Here is a 25,367-nt window from a genome sequence, read left to right on the forward strand (position 1 = left end):
TAGTTGAATGTTATACCTAGTCTCAATAAACAAATTGCTGTAGGCTAATGTTTAATTGTCATTAATAAGCGGCTTGTAAGTAAAATATGTTGTAGTCTTTTATTGGATAATATGGTGGCGAAATGGATTTTATACTATGCCGTTATGCAAAGTTTTTTTCATTTGTTGTATGTGACCAGTTAATTTCAATTCCAATCAAAAAAATTGCTGTTGTTTTTTCTTTATTTTCCCTTATTTCTTCCTTTTCTGTATTAGCACAGTCAACCCCCTGGAACTTTGAAGCTTCTTCCTATATCTGGCTCCCTGAGTCAACCACAGGTATAAAAACTGATGCTGGAACAATAAATAGCGTACTGGGCGTCAGTGATGCCTTGGAACAGTTAGATCTTGGGATCATGCTGACTGGGGTTGTTCAGCGTGACAAATGGAGCCTAGTAGGTGACTTTGTTTATCTGAATTTAGAGACCGAAGAAACCGCACCTTTCGGGACATTCTATAGCAAACTTGAATCTGAGAGTACTTTATCTATTCTCAGCACTTATGCCTTTTACCAAGTTTATCATCACTCAAACTTTAGTATTGGTCTCGGTGCTGGGGCTCGGGTGGTGAATTCAGAAGTTGAAATAGTGTTAATGCCTGGCCTGCTGCCATCACATAACGAGAATATCAGTGACGATTGGATCGATCCTTTATTGGCAATTCGGCTCTTTGGTCAGCTAAGTGAAAAATGGAGCGCTTCCTTCGTTATGGATACAGGTGGTTTTGGTGCAGGCAGCGCTTCTGATTCAACCTGGCAGGCAGCCGCATTGATTGCTTATCAACTTACAGACAGCTGGCTAATGCGTGGCGGTTATCGACATCTTGATATTGATCGCCAAGCTGATGGGCAGTTGTATGATTTCAAAATGACAGGCGTTCTATTTGGCGTCAGTTATTTGTTCTAGTCTTTCTACATTTAAGGGAGTCACTGGCGTATGATTTCGATAAGAGAAAAGTTAAAACACTTTGCCGAGTTACTTATGTTTCTCACTGTAGTAATGACGTTGTCAGCTTGTGGTGTACCGGAGCCAACTGAGGATTCAACATCTCAGACTGTAGCCGTCAAGGCCACGCCGGCCGAGCTACGTGAGCTTATTAAAGAGGCTTACATCTATGGTTTCCCCATGATGGATAGCTACCGCATTCAGTATTCGTATTTTGTCGACCAGAATAACCCGGAATACAAGGGGGCGTGGAACGAGGTGCACAACATGGCGCGTGTGTTCTCGCCGCAGGATAAGGCTATTCAAACGCCAAACTCCGATACGCCCTACAGTTTTCTCGGCGCGGACCTGCGAGCCGAGCCGCTGGTGATCAGTGTGCCAGCAATTAAGGATCGCTATTACTCACTGCAATTCATTGATATGTACACCCACAATTTTGCCTACGTAGGCAGTCGAGCGACTGGCACTGAAGCGGGCAGTTACCTGCTAGCTGGCCCCCGTTGGCAGGGAGACGTTCCCGAAGGAGTGAAATCCGTGATCCGTTCGGAGACGGAACTGGCGTTCGTACTTTTCCGTACCCAGCTATTTAACGATGATGATCTGGTGGCGGTTCAGAAGGTCCAAACGCAATACAGAGTCCAGCCCCTGTCACGTTTTTTGGGTACGACCCCCCCCCCGACACCGACACTCACGTTCGTTAAGCCGCTATCGGTTGAGGATCAAAAAAACGCACCGGAGTTTTTTGATATCCTCAGTTTTTTGCTTCAGTTCACTCCGCCTCATCCTAGTGAGACGGCATTGCTGGCTCGCTTCGCTAAAGTTGGCATAGGGGCAGGAAAGTCATTTGATGTTGCTTCACTTTCACCAGCGGAGCGCCAAGCGGTAACGGAGGGAATGGCTGACGCATGGAAGGCTTTTACACAGTATAAGGCCGAGATTATCGATACAGGCAAGAAGAGCAGTGCCGATGGATTCGGTACGCGCGAGTTCCTCGGCAACGACTACCTGTTGCGCATGTCGTCGGCGGTACTCGGGATCTATGGTAACTCCAAGGAGGAGGCGAACTACCCAGTCTACTTCACCGATTCTGAAGGCAAGTTGCTGGATGGTGCATCCAACCGTTATACGCTCTACTTTAAAGCTGACCAGTTGCCCCCGGTGAACTCGTTCTGGTCGCTGACCATGTATGAGCTTCCATCCAGCCTTTTGACGGAGAATTCGCTCAACCGTTATCTGATCAACTCCCCCATGGTGCCGGATCTCGACCGAGATCCTGATGGCGGTATCACGCTATATATCCAGAACGAATCGCCTGGCAAGGAAAAGGAAGCTAACTGGTTGCCTGCACCCAAGGGCCCATTCTTCCTCGTTTTGCGTGAGTACTGGCCCAAGCCCGAAGCACTCGATGGCAGCTGGAAGACTCCGAAATTAGTCGGTACAGCGATATCCATACAACCCTAAACCTTTATCCCAATCGAGGTATTTATGAAGAATATGTGCATTGCCTTCAATCTCTATATCGTCGCTCAGCTGGCAGTTGTGGCGGGGGGCGGTCTTGGCCAAGCAGTAGCTGCGACGGCTCCCACCGTCGCCACGGTACCTTCGGTGGTCCCAGACTTGGCGAGTTCGGAACGCTGGGCAAAAAGTGCTGACGGTAAAATCATTGTCACGCCTGATAATTTTATCCGAGCCGAGTCCGATCTCTATATGGCTGGCCAAGTCAAGGATGGGGCGTTTGGTCAGCTCAAACACACCCGTTCACCCGCCCCTGTGGATAAGCAACTCATTGTGCGCCTCAACCGCGATACTATCTATTCATCAGGAATATTCGACCTCGAAGCTGGCCCGGTTACGATAAACCTACCTGATCCGGGAGAGCGTTTTTTGTCGGTACTGCTTATTAATCAAGACCACTACAATCCACAGGTTTTCTATGGGGCCGGCACCCATACGCTAACAAAAGAAGCAGTGGGTACCCGTTATGTCATGGTGGCAGTACGCATCTTGGCTGATCCTAATGATCCGAAGGACATGAGAGCTGCGAACGCACTGCAAGATGCCATCAGTGTTACCCAGCCTGGAGGGCCTGGCACTTTCGACATCCCCGCTTGGGATTCGGTTAGCCAGAAGAAAGTCCGTGACGCGTTGATCGCCCTGTCCAATACTATTCCGGATCTGCGCTACGCTGCCGGAGTGGACAAAGACTCTGTGGATCCGGTTCGGCGCATTGCCGCTGCAGCCTCTGGCTGGGGGCTGAATCCTGACAAGGATGCCATCTACCTGAATGTGTTTCCGCAAAAGAATGACGGAAAGGTCCCGTACCAGCTTAAGGTAAAAGATGTCCCCGTCGATGGATTTTGGTCGGTCACCGCTTACACTGCCGAAGGGTATTTTGCGCCCAATGATCTCAATGCCTATTCGATCAATAGCATCACTGGCAGTAAGGGCGATGACGGTTCGATCAGGATACAGTTCGGCGGCTGCACATCGAAGGTGCAGAACTGCCTGCCAGTGACCGACGGCTGGAACTATATGGTTCGCCTGTATCGTCCACAGTCGAAGATTCTGGACGGTAGTTGGTCGTTCCCCCTCGCTGAGCCGCTCAACTAGCCATCTGCTGCGCGATCCAGACTTTAGTGAAACATTTAGGGATATTTTTAAGAAATTTCTAAGTATGGTATAGATAATGGGTATTTCTTCCTCGTGGATACTCAAGTGGGAGTAGTTATATAAATTAATGATTAAAAGGCGCCTAGTGTGCCTTTTTTGTTGCCTGAAGGATTAACTTAGTAAGCATGACTCAACCGTGAAATATTTGTGCTTGACTGATATAATTCGGCATTATTTTGGGGCTAGTGGATAGAGGCGTGAGTGGAGCAAGCGGAACAGGATAAATATTGGATGCAAGTGGCCATAAATATGGCCGAGAAAGCCGAGGCCGAGGGCGAAGTGCCGGTGGGCGCGGTTCTGGTCAAAGATGGCCAGCAGATCGCGACGGGTTACAACTTATCCATTAGCCGACACGATCCCAGCGCCCATGCGGAAATGTTATGTTTGCGGGAAGCGGGGCGGTTGGTCGAAAATTATCGACTCCTTGATGCGACTTTATATGTCACCCTCGAGCCTTGCGCTATGTGTGCCGGTGCTATGGTTCACAGCCGTATCGCGCGGGTGGTGTTTGGCGCCCGTGATGAAAAAACCGGAGCGGCGGGAACCGTGCTCAATCTGTTGCAACATCCGGCATTTAATCATCGAGTGGAAGTCACATCGGGTGTGTTAGCCGACGCCTGTAGCGCCCAATTGAGCTGTTTTTTTAAACGGCGTAGGGAAGAGAAAAAAGCCTTGAAACAAGCTCAAAAAGCGCAGCAGGGAGCGGAGTCGTAGACGCTAAGACAGGCGTATTAATCCTGATTCTGGATAAAGGTAAAGAACAGTTTTTGACGATTTAACACTCGGCGATGACGGACCTTGAGTAAGGCCCTGCGACGCAACGCATTATTATGGATTGTTTTTTTTCTCATATTGACCCCATTTTTGATTATTTTTATCTGTGTTACTCAATACTGTTATTATTTCAACTGCCAGCCTGAAACCGCTTACTGCTGTGACATTACTGACGCTATGACAGTAACAGTTGAGATAGGGGGGCGGCAATCCCCTTTCGGTGTATCTGCTTTATAAACCAGCATGTTAATCGCTTAAGCACTTTAACGCTTTCTTGCTTAATCTAAGATGAAAATAGACCAAAAGTATACTGAGAAAGTGAGCCTTGGGCGCTAGCGCAAGTTTTTCAGATTTCGTGCTTACTTGGGGTTATCTGGACTCAATGATCCTTTAGGTAAGCTGAGGGTTTCTTCTGCGGTGAGGTCGCTAGGTTCTTCCTCTGGATTTTGTGGTTTCGACTGATTATCCACCCAGACTAAGGTGTCGTAATATCGGCGAATGCTGTCAACGTAATGGACCGCTTCACTGCCTCTGGCGTAGCCATAGCGGGTCTTTTGGTAGTGTTTACGCTTTTGCAGCAGTGGCAGTACCTTCTTTAAATCCCGCCACGCATTTGGGTTTAGCTCCATAGACTCAGCCAGTTTTCGTGCATCCTCGACATGGGCGTAACCAATATTGTAGGAGGCGAGGGCAAACCACATGCGCTGACTTTCGGGGATGGATTCGGGTAAACGGTTAATCATGTCACGTAAATAAGCTGCACCACCACGGATACTTTCTTCGGCGTCGAGGCGATTAGTGATACCGATTTCTTTTGCTGTGGGTTCAGTAAGCATCATCATGCCGCGTACTCCCGTGGGGGAACGGGCATTAGGGTTCCAATGGGATTCTTGGTAGCTGGTGGCGGCCAGTTTACGCCAGTCTAAATCACCTGCATGTGCCTCAAATAGTTGGCGATAACGGGGGAGAACGGTTCCGATGGCGCGTAGGAAGGCGCGGGTATCGATATAATCGAAACGCTTAACGTGGCCAAAGTATTTCTCGTTTAAATGATCGAGAGTACCAGCGAGTTTTTCTTGATGCCAAAATGCCAGTAATTGACTCATAAGTTCATCACTGTGGGTGGGCGGTAATAACCAGACCACATCGAGTTTCTCTTCTAGCATCAGGCCCGAGCGCAAATCGGGCAGATAGCGACGGTTGATTTGGACACTGCTGGAGTCGGCGATTGTGTAGTCAATTTCTTTATTGGCGATCATCGCCAGCAACTCTTCACTGTCTTTGTCTGTCACTTGATCCCATACGAGTGATGGGTTGTGTTTCTGCAATTGGGTTAAGGTCTCCACAAATGCCGAGTCGGCAATGACAGTGATCTTACCTTTTAACTCACTGATATCTTTGGGTGTTGGCATACCTTCACGGTAAACTAATACTTGATTGACTCGATACAAAGGTGGGCCGAAGCGAAATTGCTCTCGGCGGGCGGGCGTTTCCGTCATACCGGCGGCAATGATATCAATTTCATTCTTTTTGAGGGCTTCATATAGCTCAGCACGATTGGTGAAGGGCCGCATTTTTAAGGGAACATTGAGGTATTCGGCAAAAAGCACCGCCATATCATAATCGAAACCGCTATTTCCTTGACCCGATGTCATATAAATTTGCGGTCCGTAAAGGGTCCCAACTCGCAATTCGGTGAGCTTTTTGGGGGCGAATTCTGTTTCGTCCACGGTAACTTGCTGACAGGCTGTCAGTAAGAAACCAAAGATGATAGCGAGCAGAAATCGTGTCTTTAAATACATTTTGTTAAATAAAATCAATTTGATAAATAGCGAGTGGTCAGTGAGGTCGCAAAGATAAAATGGCCGACGTTGCTGTGATTATATCCGTTTGTCTGGGATAGCGTAAAAAAATCGCACTAGGGGAAAGGAAGAGACCCGACAAACCAGCACTTTTTATATCATAGGAAACACTGTTTTGCGTAAGGTCACAGGTGATTTGTGACAGACATTTCCTTATAATAGCGCCACCTCTGACCCCTGCAATAATAAATAATAAGGTGAATAGACGTGATGGAGATCATCCGCGGAGCCCCTGCACTCTCGACGTTTAGGGTGCAAAAGCTGATGGAGGCCTGCGAAAACGCTGCGCTTCCGGTACGCCAAATCTATGCTGAGTATGTTCATTTAGCGGATTTGAGCGAGTTGCTCGACACAAATGAACGCCAGCAACTTGAAAAAATTCTCACCTATGGACCTGCGATAGAAGCTCATATCCCCCAAGGTTCACTCCTGTTTGTCACTCCTCGCCCCGGTACTATTTCTCCTTGGTCTTCAAAAGCCACTGACATCGCACACAATTGTGGCCTTGGAAAAGTGAAGCGTTTGGAGCGAGGCGTTGCGTATTATGTCGAGTCAGATGCACTGACAGCGCCTCAGCAACAAGCCTTAAATGCGCTGTTGCACGATCGTATGGTGGAAATTATCCTCGATGACTTTGCCAAAGCCGATGTGCTGTTCAAACGCACTGAGCCTGCGCCGTTTAAGAGCGTCAATATTCTTGGGGAAGGTCGCCGCGCACTTGAAGTGGCTAACACAGCATTGGGGCTTGCCTTAGCCGAAGATGAAATCGACTATTTAGTCGAGAACTTTGTACGTTTAGGCCGTAATCCCCACGATATCGAATTGATGATGTTTGCTCAGGCTAACTCTGAGCATTGCCGTCATAAGATTTTTAACGCAGATTGGACCATTGACGGCGAAGTTCAACCTAAGTCTCTGTTCAAAATGATTAAGAACACCTTTGAAACCACGCCAGATCACGTGTTATCAGCCTATAAAGATAACGCCGCTGTGATGGAAGGCTCGGTTGCCGGTCGTTTCTTCCCCGATCCAAACGGGGTGTATAGCTATCACACTGAAGCTATGCATGTCTTGATGAAGGTGGAAACCCACAACCATCCAACCGCGATTAGCCCCTATCCTGGCGCTGCAACCGGTTCAGGTGGCGAAATCCGTGATGAAGGCGCAACGGGCCGCGGTTCTAAACCTAAAGCGGGTTTAACGGGCTTTAGCGTATCAAATTTAAACATCCCGGGTTTTGTTCAACCATGGGAAGGTAATTACGGCAAGCCAGATCGTATCGTGAGCGCGCTGGATATCATGACCGAAGGCCCTCTCGGCGGCGCGGCGTTTAACAACGAGTTTGGTCGTCCTGCGCTGGTCGGTTATTTCCGTACCTATGAGCAGGAAGTCTGCAGTCATAACGGTGTTGAAGTCCGCGGTTATCACAAGCCAATTATGTTAGCCGGTGGTTTAGGTAATATTCGCGCTGAGCATGTGCAGAAGGGCGAAATCACCGTTGGTGCTAAGCTGATTGTGCTCGGTGGCCCTGCGATGAACATTGGTCTGGGTGGCGGCGCCGCTTCATCTATGGCATCGGGTCAATCGAGTGAAGATCTCGACTTTGCTTCTGTGCAACGTGAAAACCCAGAAATGGAGCGTCGTTGTCAGGAAGTGATCGACCGCTGCTGGCAGCTTGGCGATAAAAACCCTATCCAATTTATCCACGATGTGGGCGCGGGCGGTTTGTCGAACGCCTTCCCAGAACTGGTGAATGACGGCGAGCGCGGCGGTTTGTTTAATCTGCGTAATGTGCCTTCGGATGAGCCCGGCATGAGCCCGCTGGAAATCTGGTGTAACGAGTCACAGGAACGTTATGTGCTGTCGGTTGCCCCAGAAAACCTCGCGCTATTTACCGCCATCTGTGAGCGTGAGCGCGCACCGTTTGCGGTGGTGGGTGAAGCGACTGCGGAGAAGCATTTAACGCTTAGTGACAGCCATTTCGATAATAATCCTATCGATTTACCCCTCGAAGTCCTATTAGGCAAAGCGCCTAAGATGAGCCGCGATGTGGTTTCTGCCAAAGCGGTATCACCAGCGCTAGCGCAAAATAATATTGATGTTAAAGAAGCGGTTAAACGCGTACTGAGCTTGCCAACGGTCGCAGATAAAACCTTCCTTATTACCATTGGCGACCGCACAGTCACGGGCTTAGTGAACCGTGACCAAATGGTGGGTCCATGGCAAGTGCCAGTGGCCGATTGCGCGGTCACAGCGGCAAGTTTTGATACCTACGCCGGTGAAGCTATGTCATTGGGTGAGCGTACGCCGCTGGCACTGCTTGACTTTGGCGCCTCTGCCCGTATGGCAGTGGCCGAGTCCATCATGAACATCGCCGGTGCCGATATCGGTTCATTTAAGCGTATCAAGCTTTCTGCCAACTGGATGTCGGCCGCGGGTCACCCCGGTGAAGATGCGGGTCTTTATGAAGCGGTGAAAGCCGTGGGTGAGGAACTGTGTCCAGAGCTGAGCCTGACCATTCCGGTCGGTAAAGACTCTATGTCGATGAAGACCGCATGGCAGCAAGATGGCGCGGATAAAACCGTGACGTCACCTATGTCGCTGGTCATCACCGCCTTTGGTGTGGTGCAAGATATTCGCAATACAGTGACGCCAGAGCTACGTACCGATAAAGGCGAAACGTCTTTACTGTTAGTGGATTTAGGCGCGGGCAAAAATCGTTTAGGCGGTTCTTGTTTAGCCCAAGTGTTTGGTGAGCTGGGTGATGTTGCGCCGGATCTTGATGATGCTGCACTGCTGCGCGGTTTCTTCGAAACCATGCAAAATCTAGTGGCTAAGAAATCGGTTATCGCTTACCACGACCGTAGCGACGGTGGTTTATTCACTACCTTAGTAGAAATGGCCTTTGCCGGTAATACAGGTCTGAATATCGATTTAGAGGATCTGCAGGGCACTGATTTAGAGCGACTCTTTAATGAAGAGCTCGGCGCTGTGCTGCAAGTGAGCCGTGACAATGCGGCGAAAATTGCCGCTCAGTTTGCTATCGCAGGCGTACCTTGTCATGTGATCGGCACACTAGCCGACGATCAACGCATCACCATTAACGATGGCGTGCGTGAAATCTTCAGTGATAGCCGTGTGACGCTGCGTACTCTGTGGTCAGAAACCACCTATCGTATGCAAGCTTTGCGTGATAACCCAGCGTGCGCGCTTGAAGAGTTCAAACTTAAGCAAGATGAAACCGATTTAGGCTTAACCGTTAATTTAAGCTTCGATCCAAGTGCTGATGTTGCCGCGCCTTATATTCTTAAGGGCGCTGCGCCTAAGATGGCGATTTTGCGTGAGCAGGGCGTTAACTCCCACGTAGAAATGGCAGCGGCCTTTGACCGCGCTGGATTTGAAAGCCGCGACGTACACATGTCGGATATTTTATCTGGCCGTATCAGCCTAGAGGATTTCCAAGGTCTAGTGGCCTGTGGTGGCTTCTCTTATGGTGACGTATTAGGCGCGGGTGAAGGTTGGGCTAAGTCGATTCTGTTTAACGAGCGTGCCCGCAATGAGTTTTCACGTTTCTTCGAACGTGACTCAAGTTTTGCCCTTGGCGTGTGTAACGGTTGTCAAATGCTGTCGAACCTGAAAGAAATCATTCCAGGCAGCGAGCATTGGCCACGTTTTGTGCGTAACCGCTCAGAGCGTTTCGAAGCGCGTTTCAGCTTAGTTGAAGTGCAACAGAGCCCGTCGTTATTCTTCCAAGGCATGGCAGGTTCACGTATGCCCATCGCCGTATCCCACGGTGAAGGTTTGACTGAGTTTGCCAGCCCTGAAGCGCTGGCGATTGCCGAAGCGTCAGGCACTATTGCCCTGCGTTTTGTTAACGGCAAGGGGGATATCGCGACTCAGTATCCACAAAACCCGAACGGCTCGCCCAATGGCTTGACTGGGATTTGTACGACCGATGGCCGCGTGACGCTGATGATGCCACACCCTGAACGTGTGTTCAGAACCGTCGCTAACTCTTGGCATCCGGATGCTTGGGGTGAAGATAGCCCTTGGATGCGTATGTTCCGCAACGCTCGAGTGACCTTAGGCTAACTTGTTAAAATGTAGTGAGTTAGCTCGATAAGACGATAAAAAAAGGAGCGAAAATTTCGCTCCTTTTTTTATATTTAAAATGCACTTTTACGAAAACATTTATATTTCAATCTCTTTACCTATATTGCAAATAATCTAATGAACATATTTGTCAAAATGTTCATTCAACACAGTAATTACCTCTTAATAGGTAGAATGCGCAATTGTGCTATTGAAATGCATTAAATGTGAGAGGAATGATTGGGTTAAATAAAGTCGAGTTGTAAAAGAAAAGGCCTCCATCTCTAGGAGATGGAGGCCCGTTTTGCGCTAACAAAACTTCAAGTCGAATCAAAATCTATGCCGAGTAAGCGGTAAAATCTTATAGTTCGCGAGCTGTATAAAGTTCAACGAAAACACGCTTATAGCTGTTAACCAGACGTTCAAATAAGTTTGTCATATCTCTATCTCCACACCAAAGTTAATACCAATGTGCGCGAAGTGGGGCTTGCCTGGGGCGCTTCACCAGTACCGTCAAACCGTCTCCTTAACACAGGACATATATTAGGCAGTTCGACGAATGTTATCAAACGAGAAAAAATACGTTTTTAAATTAAAAAAACTAATCCAAAGAAATTTATCTTTTATGTTTTTTGGTTTTATAAATATGTAATTCTTTGTATTTATTTGATTTAATTTTATTTGTAATTATTCTAACTGATTTTATTGTTTAGTAAATTTGTTATTTAAAAATTATAAGCTGTTAATTTTGTTGGTTAGATACACATTATTGATTGAAGTGATTAAAAGTATGGTTTTTTGTGCAAAAAATTTGTCTCTCTACTCCGTTTTTGGCGATCTGTCAATCGTCAGTTGATGTGAAGTGTGTGCCCCGCCGCAAAACCCATCTAAACCCTTGAGTTTGATTGATTTGAATCAAAGGCGGGTGGTATAAAATACTTACAAATGAAAGCGAATAAATATCTTAACTATCTGATATTTATATCGATGGGATCATTTGATTGATTGGGTGGTGGGTGTTTGTCTCAATGCCGAATAATAGTGTGACTCATGTCTCAGTATGTGATGGAAATAGGGACTTTTAGGACTTGCTGCCTCGATGTAATGCAAAAGATAAAATTTAACGGTTTATACTGACCTCAGCTATAAACACAGAATGAAAACTCACTATCCTACAAAGGCACTTGCTATGAATGGCTAACATTGTCATGGCAATTGGACGCACCACGTAAGGAGTCACCGATGATTGTTGAAGAGGTTGTTGAGCTATCGCGGCTGCAGTTTGCGCTGACAGCCATGTATCACTTCCTATTTGTTCCCTTGACATTGGGGCTGGCATTTTTGCTGGCTATCATGGAATCACTGTATGTGATGACAGATAAACAAATTTATAAAGATATGACTAAGTTCTGGGGTAAGTTATTTGGTATTAACTTCGCCTTAGGTGTTTCAACGGGTTTAGCGATGGAGTTCCAGTTTGGTACTAACTGGTCTTACTATTCCCATTATGTCGGTGACATTTTTGGTGCACCACTGGCCATTGAAGGTTTAATGGCCTTCTTCTTGGAATCTACCTTTGTGGGTATGTTCTTCTTCGGTTGGGATCGTTTCACTAAGCGTCAACATTTAGCTGTGACTTGGTTAGTGGCCTTTGGTTCTAACTTCTCTGCCCTGTGGATCTTAGTGGCAAACGGTTGGATGCAAAACCCTGTGGGGTCAGTATTCAATTACGAAACCATGCGCATGGAAATGACCAGCTTCGCCGAAGTGGTATTTAACCCTGTCGCGCAGGTGAAGTTTGTTCATACTGTGGCCTCGGGTTATGTGACAGGGGCTATGTTCGTTCTCGCCGTCAGTGCTTACTACATTCTTAAGAAGCGTGATTTACCCTTTGCCCGCCGTTCATTTGCGATTGCCGCCAGTTTTGGTATGGCATCGATCCTGTCGGTTATCGTGTTAGGTGACGAATCAGGCTATAAAGTGGGTGAAGCACAGCGCGTTAAGTTAGCGGCAATCGAAGCCGAGTGGCACACTGAGCCAGCGCCTGCAGCCTTTACTGCCGTAGGTTTCCCAAATCAAGAAACCATGCACACCGATTATGCGATCAAAATTCCCTATGCGATGGGCATAGTAGCGACTCGCTCATTGGACGAAGAAGTGACGGGTATTCGTGATTTGATCGCAGACCATGAAGTGCGTATCCGTAATGGTATGAAAGCCTATGAGATGCTCGTCAAACTGCGCGCGGGTGAAGAAACGCCAGAACTGCGTGCAGCCTTTGAAGAGGCAAAAGTCGACCTCGGTTACGGGTTATTACTCAAGCGTTATACCGATAACATAGTCGATGCGACCGAAGAGCAAATTCAGGCCGCGGCTAAGGATTCTATCCCGAATGTGGCGCCCATTTTCTGGAGCTTCCGGATCATGGTGGGATTAGGTTTCTTCATGCTTCTGGTGTTTGCCGCAGCGTTCTGGCAAAGCACACGTCACCAAATCGAAGAGAAAAAATGGGTGCTTAAGGCTGCGCTTTACAGCTTGCCATTACCTTGGATTGCGATTGAATGTGGTTGGTTTGTGGCCGAGTATGGTCGTCAACCTTGGACCATTTCTGAAGTCTTGCCGACCTTTATGTCTGCATCGAGTTTAACGACCAGTGACCTATGGTTCAGTATCCTTTCTATCACCCTGTTCTACACTGTGCTATTGGTGATTGAAATATTCTTGATGCTTAAGTTTGCCCGCCTTGGACCTAGCAGTTTAAAGACCGGCCGTTATCACTTCGAGACTAATGCTTCACACAATTAGAAGCCTAAGCAGAGGATTTCATTATGTTTGATTATGAAATATTGAGAGTTATCTGGTGGGCTCTGATCGGCGTGCTGTTCATCGGATTTGCGGTTACCGACGGTTTTGACATGGGTGTCGGTGCGTTACTGCCCATCATAGGCAAAGACGATACCGAGCGCCGTATCATGGTCAATACCATCGCCCCCCATTGGGATGGTAACCAAGTGTGGTTAATTACGGCGGGTGGTGCATTATTTGCCGCTTGGCCTATGGTGTATGCAGTGTCTTTCTCTGGCTTCTATGTGGCCATGATGATAGTGCTGTTTGCCTTGTATACCCGTCCTGTTGGGTTTGATTACCGCTCTAAAATTGAAAACCCAAAATGGCGTAAGTCATGGGATTGGGCCTTATTCTGTGGTGGTTTTGTACCGCCGCTGATCATAGGCGTTGCCTTTGGTAACTTATTGCAAGGTGTTCCATTTAACTTTGATGAGTTCCTGCGTGCAACTTATCACGGAGGTTTGTTTGGCCTGTTGAACCCATTCGGTTTACTGGCGGGTCTGGTGAGCGTCAGTATGTTTATGATGCAGGGTGCTGCTTGGTTGCAAATGAAAACCGACAGTGAATTGCGGGTGCGTGCGGCGAAAGCGACACAATTCTTCGCATTGTTAGTGGCGGTGTTATTTGCTGCGGCAGGTGTGTGGTTGGCTAATGGCATCGATGGTTATGTCGTGACGTCGACCTTGGATCACAGCGCCGTTTCTAACCCTACGATGAAGACTGTGGCCGTTGAAGCTGGCGCTTGGTTAGCTAACTATGACAAGTACCCAGTGACTATGCTGTTCCCTATCTTAGGTGTGGTATTACCTTTGTTAGTGATCCTTGTGAGTCGCTTGAACCGCTCAGGTTTTGCCTTCCTATTCAGTTCACTGACTGTGGCTATGGTGATTTTGACCTGTGGTGCGGCTATGTTCCCCTTCGTCATGCCATCATCACTGGATCCCAATGTGAGCTTGACCATGTGGGATGCGACCGCCAGTGAAATGACATTAACGGTAATGACTTGGGCGGCGGTTATCTTCGTCCCAATCGTGTTAAGTTACACTGTATGGACTTACTTCAAGATGTTTGGTCGTTTAAATCGCAAACATATTGAAGATAACAAAGCCTCTCTCTATTAATGTTTACGAAGAATTAAGGAGCACCTGCAATGTGGTATTTCACGTGGATATTAGGGGTTTTGTTGGCCTGTTCTTTCGGAATTATTAATGCCCTGTGGCTTGAGAATACCGAGAACATGGACAGATCGGCAGATGATGCCGAGTAACGCCTAAGCTTGATTTTAAAAACCCCGCTAAAGCGGGGTTTTTTATTGGATCGTTTTCTAGATTCTAGCGCCTAGAACTAGGCTTTAAATTGACTTATTTGTCGTTTTAATGCCACGGCTAAGGAGGATAACTCATCGGCTGAATGGACCGTCTGTACGGCGCGTTGCTCACCTTCATTAGCCAATTCACTGATCTGGTGCAGGTTGTGGGTGATTTCCTCTGCAACACTGCTCTGTTGCTCGGTTGCCGAAGCAATATTGCGTGAGCTGATGGCCAGTTCGCCTATGCGGTGGGTGATTTCCTTCAGTTGCTCGCCCGTCGCTTCACCTTGGGCTGCCGATGCCATGCCTAATTGATGGCTTTGGGCCATTTGTTCTGTGGTGATCTTCACTTGGGTTTGTAATTTATTGATAGTTTGTCCTATTTCTAGGATAGAAGCTTGGGTGCGCTGGGCTAAGATCCTGACCTCATCGGCAACGACGGCAAAGCCACGACCTTGCTCACCCGCCCGCGCCGCTTCAATGGCGGCGTTGAGTGCCAGAAGGTTGGTTTGCTCCGCAATACTGTTAATCACTTCGGTGACTTTACTGATGGCTTGACTTTCTTGGCTGACTTTCTCAACGGATTGGTGGCTGTTATTCAGTTGTTGGCTGAGTTTGAGCAGATCTTGCACCACCTTAGCCTGTTGGTGTTGGCCTGCTTTCGCGGCTAAGTCCACCTGTTGACTCTGATTGGCGCCATCCTGTGCATGGTTAGCAACGTCGCGGATCGAGGTCGACATTTCTTCGATGGCCGTAGCGATTTGATCGGTTTGTAGCATTAAGGCTTGGGCTTCCTCGCCATTTTGCTTGGCAATACTCTGCGCCTTGGCTGCCTGCTGCTCTAGGCTCATCACTGAACCCTGCAGTGCAATCATTAATTGCCTTAGTTCCGAAGACATGGCCGATACACTCGTAGTGATTTTATCTACTTCATTTTGACTCTGTGGTACAGATGGCGGCAGTGGGCGGCTAAAATCGCCTCGGCCTAAGGTTTCCATATGCACTTGCAGGGCATGCAGAGGTTTGAGTGAACGCAGTAACACTAGGGACAATAGCACTGTTATCAGTACTATGCCTGTGATGGCGACAATGGCGTTGATCGTGAGTAAGTGCAGGCTTTCTTCGTTGAGTTCCCTCGCTTTGACTTGACCCACTAACATCCAATTCCAGCCTGTGACGGTTTGAGTATAGGCAAACATGGGTTCTTTTTTGCTGTTGCTATAACGCCAATCGCTATCTTCCTGCATGACTTGGGTTAGGCTCAAGCCATCGAGCATAGATTCGGTGACGGGCTCATTGGCAGTAAACTGCGGGTGTGCGATTAACATTTGGTCTACTTTGCGCATGAGCAGAAAGTAGCCACTCTCTTCTAAGGTGAGTTTATTAACGGCTTTTTGCAGTTGCTGCAGGGAATTACTGATGTCAAAACCGATATATAATATCCCAATGACTTGACCCTGTGTGTCCTTCACTGGGCGATAGACTGTCATATAGTCTTTACCGAAGAGTTTGGCGTAGCCTTCGTATTCATTGCCGCCGATCAGAGCTTGGTAGCCTGGATGGGTTTTACCTAGGTAAGTGCCTAGCGCACGGCTACCATCGGTTTTTTTGAGGGAGGTTGAAACCCGCATAAAATCATCGCCATCACGCACGAAGACAGTAGCAGTACCGCCGGTCAGATTGGCAAAACGATCGACCTTACTTTTTGAGGCGTTAATGTGTTCTTGTTCGTGTACTAGGATAGGTGAATTCACCCCCATAATATTGACGTTTTGGTCCAGTTTACTGAACTGTCCTGGATACATTTCCTTAAAGACATCGGCGTTACGTCTCGCCAGTTGCAGGAGACTGTCATATTGCAGTTCTAACATATCGGATACGGCGTGCATCTCGGCTTTCATCGCACTGATACCTTTGTCTTCGAGCACATTCGAAGCGGCTTGGTAGGAGAGGGTACTGAGTATGCTAAAAACGACCAGGGTAAGAAAAAAGGCAAGTGCACCAATCTGTTTTGCAATCGGCCAATTGTTATAGTTCATTTTGCGATCCTATAGGGAGAGGTTAACGCTAATGTAAGCTAAGTTTTATCTAATGGTCTTGATGTGAGTCTAAGATTTTCTATTCTTTATAGAGAGTTCGGTGTCTTTTCGTGGAAAGGTCAAATATTGATGGCTTATATAGGCGAGTTTGCGTGGCATACGAATTGGCATCACCAAAGTGCCCACCGCCGATGAGCACTTTTTAGCGTTAAAATTAGAGCGGTTAAACCTCAAAGATAAGCTGTATCAGTACCTAATTCATGATGCTATCTGAGATTGGAGTACCGAAGGGGGACACTTTTCTCGCTTCTTCATCAATAGTAAATACATAGTCGGTACCCATACCAGAGATAACAGGGTCGTTAGCAGCGTGCCGCCCGCGATAGCAATCGCAAATGGCGGCCAAAACCCACCGCCCGCGATGATAAGCGGAATAAATCCGCCCACTGTGGTGATGGTTGTCGAGCTAATGTGGCGGCCACAGCTGCTGACTGTGCTGATAATGGTTTCTTTGTCGCCGAGTCTGGCGCTGGGCATATCCTCAAGCTCGGCCAAGATCACTATCGCGGCGTTGATGGCAAGCCCCATCAATCCCAGTAAACCAATGATCACTGGAAAACCAAAGGGATAACCGAATACAAAGACCGAGAGTAAACCCAGTCCTGCAGATTGCAGCGCGCTGAATAAAATGATGGCAGTCAGTCTAAAGGAGTTAAAGGACAGTACCACAGTCGCCAGCAGCAAGGTCACAACCAGCATGACGTTTGATAGCAGGTTACCGACAGCTTCGTTGCGCTTTGCACTTTCGCCTCCAATTTCAATGCGATAGCCGGATGGCAGTGGCAACTGGCTCACGGCGTCTTTTACCTCATTAAGCACTTGGGCTGGCAATACCCCACTGACAATATAGGCTTCAATAGTATTGACCCTTTGGCCGTTACGTCTTGGAATCGCGCCACGACTGACTTGCACTTCGCTGTGGGCGAGGGCAGAGAGTGCAACCGCTTCACCCGATGGTGTCACTAATTGGATTTCTGACAGTTTGCTCGCCTGCTCACGACTGCCATCACCGAGCCGTACTCTAACGGGCAGAGACTCGGTTTGTTCCAACACGCTACCGCCTATGACCCCCGTGGTCGACATTTGAATTTGCTTGGCAATATCGCTCAAGCTCAGGCCACTCATTAGACTGGCATCTTCATTAACCTGCAGCCACACCTTAGGGGCCCCTGCACTGAGGGTCGCACGGGTATGGATCACATCGGGCGTTGCGGCCAGAATATTGCGAACTTCATCTCCTAGGGAGCGCAGTGTGTCGAGGTTAGGGCCGAAGATCATCAGTTCTACTGGGGCATTAAAGGGAGGGCCCTGCTCTAATTTGCGCACTAGGACCTGCGCTTCGGGGAATTGACCATCCAGTTGCTGCTGTAATTGGGGAATAAGCGCATTGGCGCGTTCAAAATCGGTCACTTTCACCATGGCCTGGGCATAGTTTGTCGCGCCTTGCTGCCGCTGGGTTAAGTTGTAATAGAATGATGGCGTGTTGCCACCGACGACCCAATCGACTTGGGTTATACCTTCCACCTTATGCAGCAGTTTATCCATTAAGGAGACTTGGTTTAAGGTGTTTTCTAGGCTGACATGGGGGGCGAGATAAATCTCGACTTGGAACATGTCCCTGTCCGATGGCGGAAAGAATTGTTCTGTCATCTTGCCCGAGGCATAGAACCCCAATGCCGGAATGATGCCTATCACGACCGCACTCAGTATGGGGCGTTTTAGTGCAGCCCTTAGGCTGGCTTGAAAGTAGCCACTGATAACGGGAACATTGATCCCATGTTGATACCAAACATCGTTTTTGCCTTCATGGCTAAACCGCCCCGCAAGCCCTGCGATTAAGGTGTGGGAAATCAAGTACGAACCCAGTAGTGCAAACATCACCGACATGGCTATACCGCCGACAAACTCCCCCGCGGCGCCGGGCATGAGCACTATGGGTGCAAAGGCCAAAATCGTCGTAATAGTTGAGCCAGCTAAGGGCAGCCAAAGATGATGTAAGGTCTCGCTCACTGCGGCTAAACGGCCCATACCCTGTTGACGCCTTTGGGCGATGGCATCGACGATCACGATGGCATTATCCACCATGATCCCAAGGGCAACGACCAGGCCTGTGACCGACATTTGATGTATCGGCAATCCAATATATTTCATACAGGCTAAGGTAAATAACGCGGTCAAAGGCAAAGAGATGGCCACTATAACGGCATTCCTTAGGCCTAGGGTAAGCAGGAGAACCAATAAAATGATCACAAAACCTTGAAGTAGATTCACCACTAATCCGCCGAGACGCTCACTGGTATAGCTGTTTTGTTCGAACAACCATTGGATTTTGATATTGGCTGGGATATCACGATTGAGTTCTTCAACGACCTTGTTAACTTGTAACTGCCAGAGATCGACGCGGGTATTATTAAGCATACGGGCGGCAACAAATACGCCCTGTTCACCATCGACTAGGGCTAGGCTGTCCGCTGGCGTTTTAGGTTGACGGGAAATGCTGGCAATATCCCCAAGGCGGATGATTTGCCCTTGGGTATCGACTTTTAGTGGCACTTGGCGAATGCGAGTCTGTGAGTCTAGCTCGCCCGAAACCTCGACTAAGGCTCGAAATGCTGAGTTGTTGATCTCACCCGCCGCAATCTTGCTATCGGCGCCATTGAGTATTTGGGCGATAGCGGCAGGGGTGAGTTGTAATTGGCTCATTTTATTGCCATCGAGCTGGACTAAGATTTCCTCCGTGGGTGCGCCGTAGAGTTTAACAAAGTCTGTGCCGGGCAGTAGTCTTAGGCGACTCTGTAATTCCTTGGCATAGCGGTTAAGCATGTCCACTCGAACGGGCGTGTTGGCGTTCCACACTAGACTTAAAATCGCGGTATAGGCATAGCCGATTTGATCATCTAAGGTTGGCGTTTGAGTGCCGTCTGGCAGTGCGTTTTTGGCATCGGCGAGTAAATCCCTCGCCCTCGACCAGACGGGATCTGTCTCCATAACCGTGTCTTTCAGCTCCAATTGGATAACCGAAATGCCGGGTCTGGATGTGGACTGGATCAGTTTGATTTCTTCTAGGCGGCGTAGCTGATTTTCTAATACCTCAGTCACTAGGGCCTCAACCCTTTCGGCCGATGCCCCAGGGTAAGGTGTAATGACCGAGGCGAAGCGGTTGGTTATATGGGGGTCTTCGGTGCGGGGGAGGCTAGAAATAGCACCAAATCCGGCAACGAGCAGTAGGGCGATAATTAGGCTGACTAAACGGCCATTTTCAACGAAGGCTTTGATCATAATTACCTCGTCGATACAGTGGTAGTGGGGGCTACGACTTGGCCAACGACTAATTTATGCAGCCCCTGGCTGACATAATTCTCGTTCGCCTGTATTGCTCCTTGGATAAAAGCCCTATCTTGAGTGGTATAGAGGATCTCCACATCACGGCGTTCGATTTTTGCCTCCGTTGAGTTTGCTGTGACAACGTATAAATTCCACAGGCCACGAATACCATCGGTGAGGGCGGAGATGGGCACCCAGTAACCCGCTTGCGCCACTTCTTGCTGTTGATGCAAATAGGCTATTTCACCATTAATGACCCGCGCATCCTTAGGTAGGCTAATGCGCAGTTGCAGGGTGCGACTAATGGGATTCACCTCGGCACTCATTCCGGCGATTTGCGCGATAAATATTTGATCTTGTACGCGGATATGAACTTCTTGTCCGAGGGGAAATTGATTGGCTATGGCCACGGGAACACCGATATAGGCTTCTGGATTAACATTGCCAACCAAGGTAAATACAGGGCTGCCAGCGGCGACGACTTCACCTAAGTTATGCTGACGTTGGCTGATAGTGCCATTAAAAGGTGCGAGTAATTTGGATTTATCGAGTTTGAGTTGATTGGCATGTTGCGAGGCCTGTAAACGCTGTTTAGCCGCTTCTAGACTCATTAATTGGCCGCGGTTTTCATCGAGCAATTGCTCGGACACATAACCCGACTTTTTGAGCTCGAGGTTACGTTTTAAGGTGCTGGTGGCAAGATCGACATCGGCCTGAGTTTGTAACAGACTCGCTTGTATTTCTTGATGCTCTGCATCCAGCAGCCGAGTGTCTAATCTTGCGAGCACTTGCCCCTGAATCACGTTGGCGCCACTGTCGACCAAGAGTTCGCTCAATTTACCCGATAGTTCGAATCCGACGCCTGTGGTATTGCCCGCTCGGATCGTGCCTGTATAGGTTTGCTCACGCTCATAGCTAGTCGATAACTGTAGCGGCGCAGTGACCACGGTTTGTAATACGGCGGAATTAGCGTGTTCGGTCACTTCCTTTTGACAGGCCGTTAAGGCCGATATAGCCAATAAGCAAACGCTAATGGTACGCCAAGAATGTCGGGCAGTTCGATCCATTTTAAGTGCTTCCGTCGTAAGTTAAACGTTAATGCAATGTAACTAGACTTGCTAGTCTAGTTGTGTAGAACTAGACTGTCTAGTCTATTTTGTGCTTAACTAATACCAATTTATTATGTCTATCTATTCGAGAGTTGATATGACACATTCCGCTGAAAGGCCATTACCCATGAGCCGTAGTGAGCAGAAAAGACAGCAAGTTCTTGTTGCTGCAATTGATTTGTTTTGCCGTCAAGGTTTTCCCCATACCAGCATGGATGAAGTCGCTAGACTTGCTGGGGTCTCTAAGCAGACAGTGTATTCCCATTACGGCAGTAAAGATGAGCTCTTCGTGGCGGCGATAGAATCGAAATGTGTTGGCCACAATCTGAATGATGATTTGTTAAAGGATCCGACCCAACCCGAGTCAACCCTGACACAATTTGCCCTACAATTTGGCGACATGATCGTCAGCCCTGAGGCTATTACCGTCTTCAAAGCCTGTGTGGCGCAGTCCGAAAGCCATCCCGAAGTGTCGCGGTTATTTTTTGAGGCTGGCCCTAAACATATGGTCGCTATGCTGTCCGGTTATTTAGCTTCGGTAGACGCTTTAGGTCAATATCGGTTTGGTAATGCCCATCACTGCGCCGTAAGGCTGTGTTTAATGCTCTTTGGTGAGCTGAAACTCAGGCTAGAGCTAGGACTGGATGTCGAAGGGTTAATACAAGAACGCGAGGCTTATATTTGCGGTTGTGCGGAAATGTTTTTAAAGGCTTATCGCATTTAAAAGTGTCAGTTTGTATCTTTGCTTTTAAAGATTGAACCTTTCTCTTACTGTCAGCGTATGATCCGCAACAATACACTTACTCTTTAAAGTACAAGGATCTGGCGTGATAAATCATCATCCCACAGTCAACAACATAAGCTCCCTTATATTAAAAACTAGCCTATTGCTGGTGGCTGTTTTTAGTTGTATGGCGGTCGCTGCTGAAAAACCAGCGGCTGAGAATAAGCGTTTTAAGCTCAGTGTGTCGCAGATAAGTACTCAGAGTACCGCGGTTGCTAACGGCAATACTGAGCTACAAAGGGATAGTTTGCTGTTAAATGCGGGGATGAATATTCCATTAAATCGACAATGGTCGCTGGGGTTACGGGGAGGCTATGACCGACTCGATTACGATTGGCGTCAAATTACCCTCAACGGTGCCAACAATGTGTCAAGCCTCTTCGGTGCGACAGGGCAAAGTTGGGAGCACATTGACCGATATCGCGCCAGTGTTTCTTTAAACTATCGCATGGATAAACATTGGGCCTTCTTTTTAGCACCACAGATCCAATATGCCTACGCCGATACGGCTTCGGCCAGCAATGCCCAGAGTTACGGCGTCGTCGCTTCGGCTATGTATGCCTTTGATTCGGGTAATATGATTGGTTTTGGTGTCGCTTATCTTAATGATATTGATGAAGTTCGCACCGTTCCTTACCTTGCGATGCGCTGGCAGATAAATGAACATTGGGTACTGGCCAATCCCTTCCAAGCCGGGTTTAGCGGTCCAGCAGGATTGGAGCTGAGTTACCAATTTAATCCTAATTGGAATATTGGCTTAGGTAGTGCACGGCGAACGGAGCGATTCCTGATAGAGGACGATGATACCGCAGTCGAAACCAATGAGTGGGTGGGTTATATTCGTGGCGGCTGGCTGGCAACACCGGCACTATCGATAAATCTTTACGCCGGATACTACTTTAATGGTGAATTAGAAGTGACACGCCAAGCTGCGCTCGAGATGGATAACCAAGGCGCAGCGGCCTTGGATATCGAATTTAAATTCTAATTCAAATTTACGCTAGCTATTTACCCAGCATCGCCTCTTTGAGGCTTTTCTGGGCTGGCTTATCGCCTAACCAAATTTTTAACAGCGCTTGACGGAACATCTCACCTTCGATGGTGGCTTGTTCCTGACCGTTTTTGTAGGCAGTTACGCCGCGGGCTTTATTCGCGACTAAGGTAAATTGGTCACCTTCTTTAATTTCTTCCTTAAACAACGCCATAAAGGCATCGATTTGCGGTTGGATATCGGCGGTGTTTTCTGCCGTCGCGTGCTCAAAACCTTCTGTGATCGCATCGCGCATTTTTTCTGAGGTGATCATGCCTGAGGTAATGTTAAGGCGGATAGCGGCAACCGGGGCCTCTAAGACTGCAACAGTGCTGCTGAGCTGTGCTGGTACATAGAGGCTGCCCACGTACAAATCCATAAAAAATTTACTGCGAACGCCGGCGCCATTTAGCTGTAAGGATTGGTTTTCAAGCACTATAGTGTCGGCGACTTCTATGCCAGAGATATCTTTTGCGCAGGAAATATTAGGTAAAAACAGCGCTGTAGCTAAGGTTAGTGTTGAGAGTAACTTCATAATACACCTCATATCGTATTGTTTTAGTTATAGTTGTGCGGCTCATTCCATTAGCAATCCGAGGATACCATGCTGTGAACACGAGCCTGATACTAATCGAAAGAAAGGGGGAGTGATAGCCCTTAGTTACCACTCGATTTTGGGGCGTTTAATGCTTAAAACACCATATTATGCAGGGCTAGCCGCGAATACCTAACTTGTACTGACCATTTTGCTCAAACATAACGGCTTGTTTTTGTTTAGGAGAGATAAGAATTGGGCCATCGTCGAAAAATAAAAAGCACTTCCAGTTACGGACAAACACATCCCAGCGTGTCTCGATAATTTGGTATTTCTCATAGCAAAAATACACCGGCGTTTCGTCTGGCCACTGGATAAATTCCGCCAACATTTCGGGTAGGCTGCTCTCTTCGCTATCCCAGGCACTCTGCCAATGATCCGTTTTTGTCCAAGCATTGGCTTTCGCCGCCCAATCCCCCTTAGTAAATTGTTCGGCACGACTACTCTTATTGCTGATCCATTGATTCCAAACTTCCATGGCACTTTTATCCGTCAAAGGTAGGATATAGGCCTTATCTTCATCGGTCACAGGTAAGTCTTGGTGGTTGAAAATCCACTTACGTTTGTAATTTTGTAAGGCTATGTAGCTATTCATCTTTAAATTGATACCATCAAAAAATAAGTGCTGAAACGAGGGGGGGAGGGACAACGTACCATTTTATCAGAGTAGAGGTAAGATTTTATGGTCTTTATCTGTTTTGTTTCCTGTGTTTTAAGTCTAATCATGCAATACGTTAGATATGGCGTAACTTTTGCTTGAACTACAATGTGTTATTATGTTGTCAATAAACTAACTTATGCTAACAATACTGTAATCGTTTTGGCGGGAGATAGTCATGAATAATGGTTGGAAAAAATCAGTAATTAAGCCTAACGACACGATATTGAAGGCTATTGAGATCTTGAACAATGAGGTATTAAAAGTAGTCTTAGTCATTAATGATTTTGGTAACTTACTTGGTACTATAACGGACGGTGATATTCGTCGTGGTATTTTGAAAAGTATGTCTTTAAATTCTCCCGTTGCAGACATCATGTTTGTCACCCCGATTACTGCGTTAAAGGGAACTTCAAAACGTGAACTCGCTAAAATCATGGAACAAAAATCGATCACATCGATACCTATCCTTGATAATGGCAAAGTCGTTGATGTTCAAACGTTAAAATCAGTATCAAAGAAAAATGTGTATGATAATCCCATTTTTTTAATGGCAGGGGGATTTGGGACTCGATTAAGGCCGCTGACCGACCACGCCCCAAAGCCAATGTTAAGTGTGGGGGGGCGTCCGATATTGGAAACAATTTTGTTAAGTTTTATTCGGGCTGGGTTTAAAAATTTCTATATTTCGGTTTTCTACAAACCAGAGATTATTAAGAGTTACTTTGGTGATGGAAGCAAATGGGACGTTAGCATTCAGTATGTTCAGGAAGATCAGCCGCTAGGCACTGCTGGAGCCTTAAGTCTATTGCCTCGAGATATGCCAAATTTACCCATGATTGTGATGAATGGAGATATCCTCACTAACGTTGATTTTGAAAGACTGATCGAATTCCATAATGATAATGGCGCGATGGCAACGATGTGCGTGCGAGATTATGAATACCAAGTTCCTTATGGTGTCATTGTAGGCGATGGTCATCATATTTTGTCGATGGAAGAAAAGCCTATTCAACGTTTCTTTGTGAATGCAGGTATTTATGTATTAACGCCAGAATTGATTCGAGAAGTACAGCAAGACATCAAAATCGACATGCCGACGTTATTACAAAATACGATTGATAAAATGGAACAAGTACTCATGTTTCCCATCCATGAGTATTGGCTGGATATCGGTCGTTTAGATGATTTTGACCGTGCTCAAGCCGATATTGCTATGCTAGAGATTTAG

Annotated in this window: 17 protein-coding genes and 1 pseudogene; 12 read left to right on the forward strand and 6 right to left on the reverse strand. The window is 47.4% G+C overall.

Annotation, left to right across the window (positions count from 1 at the left end; translation table 11 throughout):
* Positions 1-122 precede the first annotated feature (122 nt).
* The 4 genes from COW15_RS10470 (at position 123) to tadA (ending at position 4,367) form a co-directional block, all read left to right on the forward strand.
* Positions 123-944 carry a hypothetical protein gene (locus tag COW15_RS10470; RefSeq protein ID WP_293632525.1) on the forward strand — a complete coding sequence of 274 codons (822 nt, stop codon included), beginning with the start codon at positions 123-125 and terminating at the stop codon, positions 942-944.
* A gap of 30 nt (positions 945-974) precedes the next feature.
* Entirely contained in the window at positions 975-2,444 is a 1,470-nt protein-coding gene (locus COW15_RS10475) for a DUF1254 domain-containing protein (protein ID WP_293632526.1), read from the forward strand.
* Between the two features lie 24 nt (positions 2,445-2,468).
* Positions 2,469-3,593 (forward strand): DUF1214 domain-containing protein, encoded by a 1,125-nt coding sequence (locus tag COW15_RS10480; protein ID WP_293632527.1) that lies wholly within the window; start codon positions 2,469-2,471, stop codon positions 3,591-3,593.
* A 261-nt stretch (positions 3,594-3,854) separates the two neighbouring features.
* Positions 3,855-4,367, forward strand: a complete 513-nt coding sequence (gene tadA / locus COW15_RS10485) for a tRNA adenosine(34) deaminase TadA (protein WP_293632528.1) — start codon at positions 3,855-3,857, stop codon at positions 4,365-4,367.
* A 419-nt stretch (positions 4,368-4,786) separates the two neighbouring features.
* On the opposite strand, the gene mltF is transcribed toward tadA, so the two are convergent.
* On the reverse strand, positions 4,787-6,229 hold the full coding sequence (gene mltF / locus COW15_RS10490) for a membrane-bound lytic murein transglycosylase MltF (protein ID WP_293632529.1): 1,443 nt from the start codon (positions 6,227-6,229) through the stop codon (positions 4,787-4,789).
* Positions 6,230-6,499: 270 nt separating this feature from the next.
* Here mltF and purL point away from each other — a divergent pair, with 270 nt between their 5' ends.
* From purL to cydX, 4 genes are all read left to right on the forward strand, one after another.
* Positions 6,500-10,381: a phosphoribosylformylglycinamidine synthase gene (gene purL, locus COW15_RS10495; RefSeq protein ID WP_293632567.1), complete on the forward strand. Its 3,882-nt coding sequence runs from the start codon at positions 6,500-6,502 to the stop codon at positions 10,379-10,381.
* A gap of 1,242 nt (positions 10,382-11,623) precedes the next feature.
* Positions 11,624-13,186, forward strand: a complete 1,563-nt coding sequence (locus tag COW15_RS10500; protein WP_293632530.1) for a cytochrome ubiquinol oxidase subunit I — start codon at positions 11,624-11,626, stop codon at positions 13,184-13,186.
* Between the two features lie 23 nt (positions 13,187-13,209).
* On the forward strand, positions 13,210-14,349 hold the full coding sequence (cydB, locus tag COW15_RS10505; RefSeq protein WP_293632531.1) for a cytochrome d ubiquinol oxidase subunit II: 1,140 nt from the start codon (positions 13,210-13,212) through the stop codon (positions 14,347-14,349).
* 29 nt (positions 14,350-14,378) lie between these two features.
* The gene (cydX, locus tag COW15_RS10510; RefSeq protein WP_006082469.1) at positions 14,379-14,495 is read left to right on the forward strand and encodes a cytochrome bd-I oxidase subunit CydX; all 117 of its coding nucleotides are present in this window, start codon (positions 14,379-14,381) and stop codon (positions 14,493-14,495) included.
* 77 nt (positions 14,496-14,572) lie between these two features.
* Here cydX and COW15_RS10515 read toward each other — a convergent pair whose 3' ends face one another.
* Positions 14,573-16,576: a methyl-accepting chemotaxis protein gene (locus COW15_RS10515; RefSeq protein WP_293632532.1), complete on the reverse strand. Its 2,004-nt coding sequence runs from the start codon at positions 16,574-16,576 to the stop codon at positions 14,573-14,575.
* A 169-nt stretch (positions 16,577-16,745) separates the two neighbouring features.
* Here COW15_RS10515 and COW15_RS10520 point away from each other — a divergent pair.
* Positions 16,746-16,850 (forward strand): annotated as a pseudogene (locus COW15_RS10520) (DUF465 domain-containing protein); the annotation flags it as partial.
* On the opposite strand, the gene COW15_RS10525 reads toward COW15_RS10520, so the two are convergent.
* Together COW15_RS10525 and COW15_RS10530 are read right to left on the reverse strand one after the other, a co-directional pair.
* Positions 16,835-19,915, reverse strand: coding sequence for an efflux RND transporter permease subunit (locus COW15_RS10525; protein ID WP_293632533.1), 3,081 nt, complete (start codon positions 19,913-19,915; stop codon positions 16,835-16,837). The pseudogene COW15_RS10520 and the gene COW15_RS10525 sit on opposite strands and share 16 nt — an antisense overlap.
* Positions 19,916-19,917: 2 nt before the next feature.
* Positions 19,918-21,027: an efflux RND transporter periplasmic adaptor subunit gene (locus tag COW15_RS10530; protein WP_293632534.1), complete on the reverse strand. Its 1,110-nt coding sequence runs from the start codon at positions 21,025-21,027 to the stop codon at positions 19,918-19,920.
* A gap of 139 nt (positions 21,028-21,166) precedes the next feature.
* Between COW15_RS10530 and COW15_RS10535 the strand changes: the two genes are divergently transcribed.
* Entirely contained in the window at positions 21,167-21,793 is a 627-nt protein-coding gene (locus COW15_RS10535; protein ID WP_293632535.1) for a TetR/AcrR family transcriptional regulator, read from the forward strand.
* 187 nt (positions 21,794-21,980) lie between these two features.
* Complete coding sequence (locus COW15_RS10540) at positions 21,981-22,841, forward strand: DUF6268 family outer membrane beta-barrel protein (RefSeq protein WP_293632569.1); 861 nt, start codon at positions 21,981-21,983, stop codon at positions 22,839-22,841.
* 16 nt (positions 22,842-22,857) lie between these two features.
* On the opposite strand, the gene COW15_RS10545 is transcribed toward COW15_RS10540, so the two are convergent.
* Complete coding sequence (locus tag COW15_RS10545; RefSeq protein ID WP_293632536.1) at positions 22,858-23,418, reverse strand: chalcone isomerase family protein; 561 nt, start codon at positions 23,416-23,418, stop codon at positions 22,858-22,860.
* 178 nt (positions 23,419-23,596) lie between these two features.
* The gene (locus tag COW15_RS10550) at positions 23,597-24,073 is read right to left on the reverse strand and encodes a DUF2947 domain-containing protein (RefSeq protein ID WP_293632537.1); all 477 of its coding nucleotides are present in this window, start codon (positions 24,071-24,073) and stop codon (positions 23,597-23,599) included.
* A gap of 241 nt (positions 24,074-24,314) precedes the next feature.
* Here COW15_RS10550 and COW15_RS10555 point away from each other — a divergent pair, with 241 nt between their 5' ends.
* Positions 24,315-25,367 (forward strand): nucleotidyltransferase family protein, encoded by a 1,053-nt coding sequence (locus COW15_RS10555; protein ID WP_293632538.1) that lies wholly within the window; start codon positions 24,315-24,317, stop codon positions 25,365-25,367.

Source organism: Shewanella sp. CG12_big_fil_rev_8_21_14_0_65_47_15 (genome assembly GCF_002783505.1).
Classification (GTDB): Bacteria; Pseudomonadota; Gammaproteobacteria; order Enterobacterales; family Shewanellaceae; genus Shewanella.

Bases quoted from the DNA above. Each gene is read 5' to 3' on its own strand.
- COW15_RS10470 (WP_293632525.1), top strand. From the start codon at position 123: ATGGATTTTATACTATGCCGTTATGCAAAGTTTTTTTCATTTGTTGTA.
- COW15_RS10475 (WP_293632526.1), top strand. From the start codon at position 975: ATGATTTCGATAAGAGAAAAGTTAAAACACTTTGCCGAGTTACTTATG.
- COW15_RS10480 (WP_293632527.1), top strand. From the start codon at position 2,469: ATGAAGAATATGTGCATTGCCTTCAATCTCTATATCGTCGCTCAGCTG.
- mltF (WP_293632529.1), bottom strand. From the start codon at position 6,229: ATGTATTTAAAGACACGATTTCTGCTCGCTATCATCTTTGGTTTCTTA.
- purL (WP_293632567.1), top strand. From the start codon at position 6,500: ATGGAGATCATCCGCGGAGCCCCTGCACTCTCGACGTTTAGGGTGCAA.
- COW15_RS10500 (WP_293632530.1), top strand. From the start codon at position 11,624: ATGATTGTTGAAGAGGTTGTTGAGCTATCGCGGCTGCAGTTTGCGCTG.
- cydB (WP_293632531.1), top strand. From the start codon at position 13,210: ATGTTTGATTATGAAATATTGAGAGTTATCTGGTGGGCTCTGATCGGC.
- cydX (WP_006082469.1), top strand. From the start codon at position 14,379: ATGTGGTATTTCACGTGGATATTAGGGGTTTTGTTGGCCTGTTCTTTC.
- COW15_RS10515 (WP_293632532.1), bottom strand. From the start codon at position 16,576: ATGAACTATAACAATTGGCCGATTGCAAAACAGATTGGTGCACTTGCC.
- COW15_RS10525 (WP_293632533.1), bottom strand. From the start codon at position 19,915: ATGATCAAAGCCTTCGTTGAAAATGGCCGTTTAGTCAGCCTAATTATC.
- COW15_RS10530 (WP_293632534.1), bottom strand. From the start codon at position 21,027: ATGGATCGAACTGCCCGACATTCTTGGCGTACCATTAGCGTTTGCTTA.
- COW15_RS10535 (WP_293632535.1), top strand. From the start codon at position 21,167: ATGACACATTCCGCTGAAAGGCCATTACCCATGAGCCGTAGTGAGCAG.
- COW15_RS10540 (WP_293632569.1), top strand. From the start codon at position 21,981: ATGGCGGTCGCTGCTGAAAAACCAGCGGCTGAGAATAAGCGTTTTAAG.
- COW15_RS10545 (WP_293632536.1), bottom strand. From the start codon at position 23,418: ATGAAGTTACTCTCAACACTAACCTTAGCTACAGCGCTGTTTTTACCT.
- COW15_RS10550 (WP_293632537.1), bottom strand. From the start codon at position 24,073: ATGAATAGCTACATAGCCTTACAAAATTACAAACGTAAGTGGATTTTC.
- COW15_RS10555 (WP_293632538.1), top strand. From the start codon at position 24,315: ATGAATAATGGTTGGAAAAAATCAGTAATTAAGCCTAACGACACGATA.